Annotated in this window: 6 protein-coding genes; 5 read left to right on the top strand and 1 reads right to left on the bottom strand. The window is 49.4% G+C overall.

Annotated features, from left to right (window positions below):
* The first annotated feature begins 217 nt into the window (after window positions 1–217).
* The 3 genes from NNO02_RS22280 to NNO02_RS22290 all read left to right on the top strand — a co-directional run bounded on the left by NNO02_RS22280 (window position 218) and on the right by NNO02_RS22290 (window position 3295).
* Window positions 218–1006: a winged helix-turn-helix domain-containing protein gene (locus NNO02_RS22280; RefSeq protein ID WP_271455774.1), complete on the top strand. Its 789-nt coding sequence runs from the start codon at window positions 218–220 to the stop codon at window positions 1004–1006.
* Entirely contained in the window at window positions 990–1454 is a 465-nt protein-coding gene (locus NNO02_RS22285) for a hypothetical protein (RefSeq protein WP_271442793.1), read from the top strand. Before NNO02_RS22280 ends, NNO02_RS22285 begins: the two co-directional genes overlap by 17 nt.
* 344 nt (window positions 1455–1798) lie before the next feature.
* Window positions 1799–3295 carry a C69 family dipeptidase gene (locus NNO02_RS22290; RefSeq protein WP_271455775.1) on the top strand — a complete coding sequence of 499 codons (1497 nt, stop codon included), beginning with the start codon at window positions 1799–1801 and terminating at the stop codon, window positions 3293–3295.
* 36 nt (window positions 3296–3331) lie between these two features.
* Here the strand turns inward: NNO02_RS22290 and NNO02_RS22295 are convergent, their stop codons facing one another.
* Entirely contained in the window at window positions 3332–4234 is a 903-nt protein-coding gene (locus NNO02_RS22295; protein WP_271442791.1) for a LysR family transcriptional regulator, read from the bottom strand.
* A 104-nt stretch (window positions 4235–4338) separates the two neighbouring features.
* On the opposite strand from NNO02_RS22295, the gene NNO02_RS22300 reads away from it, so the two are divergent.
* Both NNO02_RS22300 and NNO02_RS22305 read left to right on the top strand, forming a co-directional pair.
* On the top strand, window positions 4339–5346 hold the full coding sequence (locus tag NNO02_RS22300; RefSeq protein ID WP_271442790.1) for a zinc-binding alcohol dehydrogenase family protein: 1008 nt from the start codon (window positions 4339–4341) through the stop codon (window positions 5344–5346).
* Window positions 5347–5362: 16 nt separating this feature from the next.
* Complete coding sequence (locus NNO02_RS22305) at window positions 5363–5653, top strand: putative quinol monooxygenase (protein WP_271449771.1); 291 nt, start codon at window positions 5363–5365, stop codon at window positions 5651–5653.
* Window positions 5654–5829: the final 176 nt, after the last annotated feature.

Here is a 5829-nt window from a genome sequence, read left to right on the forward strand (position 1 = left end):
GATAAAACTGTAATGAATTCTTATTATTTCACCTTAGCTAATTCTCACCTAAGAAATAATATCGACAACCGGTTGTATTTAAAGGATTTTTCTGGTTTACAAAAAATTCTTATCCTCGATCATGTACAAAGATAGAGGCGCGCTATCAATTTGCATGTAGTATTAAAAGGTGCACTACAGCACCCCGTGGTACGTTACGTGACAGAGGGCCGGGCAATTGTACCCTATCAATCAGTTGGTCGAATTCAATCCTGATAACAAAAGTCTGGTCAACCGGCAGACCGGGCATGCAATTCAACTGCAACTTCCTGCCTCGCTGTGTTTTCTCTATTTAATTACTCACGCAAGTGACATTGTTTCTCAGAACACGCTGATAAAAGTAGGCTGGGGAGAGAGAAATAATGTCACGACGACCAATACCCTCTACCAGGCTATTCTGACACTACGTAATGCATTGGCGGATGTCGGGTTGCCCCGTGATACGGTGAAAACTATTTCCCGCCGCGGACTTACATTGAATGAAAATACGCAGGTAGAGACAATTACGCTTTCTCCTGGTGATGTTTCTTTGTCAGCCAGTATTCCAGGACATAACGACCCTGAGGTAATACTCCCCCCGGCACAAACAACGCAGGTCGCCTGGTGGAATCTTTTATTTACCGCCAGCGCGGTTATCGTCATCCTGATTATCTGGCTGGTGTGGTATCAGACGCGCCCGACCATGCCGTTTAACAATTTTGTGTCCATCTCTATGCAGATTCCATCGCGTCAGAACTGCAAAATTTATTATTCACCAAATGAGCAAGATCACGAGGGCTATTTCAGCCTGATGCAGTTACATCCCGAGCTCTGTGAAAAAAACAAACATGTGTTTCTTACCGGTTACCGTAAAACAGAAAGAGTAGTGGCATTTGTATGCGATAAAGATGCGCGGGTAGATGCTCGCGCATTTTGTACCACCCATTACTACTGGATGCACGAGACAAGAAATGAAAAAAACACGTAATCGGACCCTGCTCGTAGCCGTGCTGGTCGTGATGTTCGGTTCAGGTGCCTGGTTATGGCATTCGCGGTATGCTGACCAGCCACTGAATTGTGTGGGAAACGTTGAATGGAATATTGGCAACAAGCGTTTTACCGGCACAGTATCGTTTCGCATGCGCAATGATGAAGGGCTGGCGACCATCACCGGAAAGTTATATGGGCATAACACCACGGATATCAGCAGAAACATTTATTTTAGCTATACCCGGCAGCACGATGCGCGATTACTGCAGGCGATGCAGGTCGTAAAAACCTTCGCTGACACAGCAGATGAGGCCGATATCAACAATACTCTGCCAGGGTTTTATCGCCAGACCGGACGGAGTCTGAGCCTGGTGATGGAGGAATATAAAGGCGCATGGATTTTTGCGAGTTCAAGTGTTCCCTCACTGTACTGCCGCAAAAAGTAACATCAGATTCAGATACAAAAAATACAGTTTCTCCGTGGTGATGCATATTTGTCATCATTGACTTACGAGACATGTGTCACTGAATCCACCAATAACCCATTGCTATTCTTTCCCCCGAATCAGGAAACCTCCTGAATACCTTGATATTCATTGCGTAATAATTAAGCGAAATGGACGCGTTATTTCGTCCCGAAGACTTCAACAGACCAATGGATATTTGGAGAAAACGTGGGCAGGGACGTTTATCTCTCCGGCGAGCAATGTCTGACTATTCAGACGTTATCGCATTTCAGGAAACAATGTGTTTCCGATGTATTTATGGCGTACTTATTGAGGGATATTTAATGTTTACGTTTAAAAAGTGCCTGATTGCACTTTCAATTAACCTGGCCGTCGTTTCATCGGGTTTTGCCTGTACAACCCTGCTGGTTGGCAATGAAGCATCAGCGGACGGATCGATGTTGGTTGCCCGTAGTGCCGACAGTGATGCCCTGAAAGCTCAACATTTTGTCATTCATCCGGCCAAAAAGAATCAGACCGGTGTTTACAGCACCAAAGCGCATAATGGCGCAAATGATTTTACCTGGCCCCTGCCGAAAAACTCCCTGCGTTATACCACCGTTCCTAACTGGAAAACCCAACTGCACGGCGCAACCGGGTTTAACGAACTGGGTGTTGGTGTAAGCGGTACAGAATCTATTTTTGCCTCGCCAAAAGCACTGGCAGTCGATCCGTACGTTGAGGATAAAGGGATCACCGAAGACGATATCCCGGATATTCTGCTGTCACAGAGTAAAACCGCACGGGAAGCCGTAGCACTGCTCGGCCATATCGTTGAAACCGCCGGTGCAGGTGAAGGCTTTGGGGTCGCCGTCGTGGATGATAACGAAATCTGGTATCTGGAGACCGGTAGCGGCCACCAGTGGATGGCGCAGCGTCTGCCCAACAATCAGTACTTTGCTACCGGTAATCAGGGACGTTTACAGGATTATGATCCTAAAAACCCGGACATGATGGCATCGAAAAACCTGGTTGAGTTCGCCACTGAAAAAGGTCTTTACGATCAGGCAAAAGATGGCAAATTCAACTTCTCCAAAGTCTATACCCGTGATGATGAACGCGACCGTAACTATAACGATCCCCGTGTCTGGACCATCCAGAAAGAGTTCAATCCTTCTGTAAAACAGGATATGGCTAACGGTCGTGAATTCCCGGTCTTCATGACGCCAGAGAAGAAAATGACGCTGGATGATGTGAAAGCGGTACTGCGTAATCACTATGAAGGCACCAGCCATGACCCCTACACCAACGGCCTGAACGGGAAAGAGCCGTGGCGCCCTGTCAGCGTGTTCCGTACCTACGAGGCACACGTCATGCAGGTACGTCCGTGGTTGCCAAAAGAGATTGGTGAAACGACTTATATCGGTTTGGGTATGGCCGATCTCACCGCTTTCGTTCCGTACTACAGCGGTCTGAAAGCCTATCCGGCCAACTATACGATGGGTACAGATAAGGCGGACGATCAGTCTATTTACTGGAAATATCGTAAATTGCAGACGCTGACGATGACCGATTATCCGAAGCTCGCGCCAATCGTTAAAAAAGCCTACAAAGCGTGGGAAGATAAAGTTGCGAAGGAGCAAAAAGAGGTCGAAGCAGAATATTTGAAGATGGCGAAAACTGATAAGCCTGCTGCGGATAAGATGCTGAATGACTTCAACTTGCGCATCATGGCCGATGCTGAGAAGCTGACGGAAGACCTGACCAATCAGCTGTTCACCCTCCGCACCAAAGACATTCAGTCTGATATTTTCTTTGCTAACGCCGCGAAGAAAGACTGAGTCACGATGCGATAATAGGCTGGCGCAAAGCGCGTATTAGCGTTGCGCCAGCATTTCACACCGCGCCTTTACCGCCTCGTGCAACAGGCGCACCGCCGTTGAAAGCTGCTTCCGATGCGGGCATATCATATTCAGTGGGACTTTTTCTCCCTGATAATCCGGCATCAGCAGTTGTAATCGACCGTCACGCACATCTTCACTCACATCCAGCCACGACTTGTACGCTATCCCCTCGCCGGCAATCGCCAGTCGGCGGATCACTTCAGCATCGTCGCTCATAATGGTGCCGTTGACTTGCACACTGCTCACCTCACCGTTGCGCGTAAACGTCCAGCGATCGTGCAGCCGCCCACGCAATACAAAGGTCATGGCATTCAGTTGTGCTAAATCATCCGGACATTGCGGCTCACCGTTTTGCAAAACCCACTCCGGAGAAGCCACCAGCACACGTCGGTTACCCGGTGCAACGGGCAGCGCGATGTAAGACGCATCTTCTGTATTGCCGTAGCGAAACGCGACATCGACGGGGTCTTTAAAGACATCCGTGACCTGATCGGAGAAAAAGATCCGCAGACGCAGCGCAGGATAACGGCGTCGAAATGACTGAAAAACCGGCAGCAACAAATTCCGCCCGAGATCGGAAGGAACGGCTATTTGCAGCGTGCCTGAAATTTCATCTTCCGGCGTCTGGATTTTTTGTAACCCGGCATGCATCACATCCAACATCTGGCGGGCATAGGGCAACCAAACCTCGCCTTCCGGCGTCAGCCGCAGACTGCGTGTGGAACGGGCAAACAAGCGGATGGTGAGCGTGGATTCCAGACGCTTGATGGCAGAACTGACCTGAGCGGGCTGGACGCCAGCTTCGCGTGCGGCATCGCTAAAGCTATTCAGCGCCGCGGCGCGGACAAACAACGTGAGATCTTCAAGCCGGAACATTTTCACTCCCCGAGTATAAGTCCTGTCGCCGTGGGGCTATTTTTCCCGTTCTGTTGCCGGTTTACCATCGAATTATTCAACTGATTCCTGTAACCGGAGAGACCATGAAAGCCATCGCCATTACTCGCGCCGCAACCCACGGCAACAACATTGAGTTTTTACACGAGATAGATCTGCCTGTTCCGGTCGCCACTGGGCATGACCTGCTGGTTGAAGTGAAAGCGATTTCCGTCAATCCAGTCGATACCAAAGTTCGCGAAGGTTTCAATGCGGACGTGCCGCGCGTGCTGGGCTGGGACGCTGTGGGTGTCGTGAAATCCGTCGGTGAAGCGGTGACATTATTCTCACCAGGTGATGAAGTCTGGTATGCCGGTGCACTGGGTCGCGCCGGGAGTAACAGCGAATTTCAACTGGTTGATGAGCGCATTACCGCGCTGAAGCCGCAATCACTGGATAACGCATCTGCCGCAGCCCTGCCGCTGACCGCGATTACCGCATGGGAAATGCTGTTCGATCGCCTCGGCGTAGAGGAAGGTGGTAATGAGAATGATGTTTTATTGATTGTTGGCGCTGCTGGCGGCGTCGGCTCCATTTTGACTCAACTGGCCAGTAAGCTGACGAAAATGACCGTGATCGGCACAGCATCACGCGCGGAAAGCCAGAAATGGGTCCGTGAAGCGGGTGCGCACCATGTGATTGATCACAGTAAACCGTTAACGGATGAGCTGGCGCGGATAGGAATCAAGGAGGTAACACACGTTGCCAGCCTGAATAATACCGAGCAGCACTACCAGCAAATCATTGATGCACTGGCTCCGCAGGGAAAACTGGCGTTGATCGATGATCCGCAAACGCTGGATGCACGTCCGCTAAAAGCCAAAAGTATTTCGCTGCACTGGGAATTTATGTTCACCCGTTCGATGTTCACCACCCACGACATCATTGCACAGCACCAGTTATTAACGCGTGTAGCAAAGCTTATCGACAGCAACGTGATCCGCACGACACTGGGCAAACATTTTGGCGCTATCACGGCGGAAAATGTGCAAAAAGCGCATGCACAAATTGAAACGGGTCGTTCAGTTGGCAAGATTGTGTTGGAGGGGTTTTAGAATGTCAGATGCTGAAATTATTTCCATTATTGCGGTACTGAAAGCCAAACCAGGGAAAACCAACGCACTAAAACAGGCGTTAAAAGCGCTGTTACTCCCCACTCGTCGGGAGCCGGGAAATATTGAGTATGACCTGTTCCAGTTGCGCGACACACCGGATGTTTTTTACGTGCGTGAGTCCTGGCGCGGTCAGGCCGGTTTGGACGACCATATCGCCCTGCCACATTTTCAATCATTCATTCTGCAAATGAATGACCTTCTGGCTGAGCCGTTACGGCTGGATTATCTGACCCCGATTGAGCCGTAATATTAATACCGTGCTCCCCTGCGGTTCGGGGAGCACAACAAATACCAACCTGAGGATTTACTTAACACAAGAATAACAGGACAAAAAATAGATATGCTCATTAGCCTCTAAAAAACAGTGGCTTTCATCACAAAGTTAACATTGAATGTATATCGTTAATATTCATTCTATTTCAC

Origin of the sequence: Citrobacter sp. Awk 2 (assembly GCF_028069815.1) — a bacterium.
In the GTDB taxonomy this organism is placed as follows: Bacteria; Pseudomonadota; Gammaproteobacteria; order Enterobacterales; family Enterobacteriaceae; genus Citrobacter.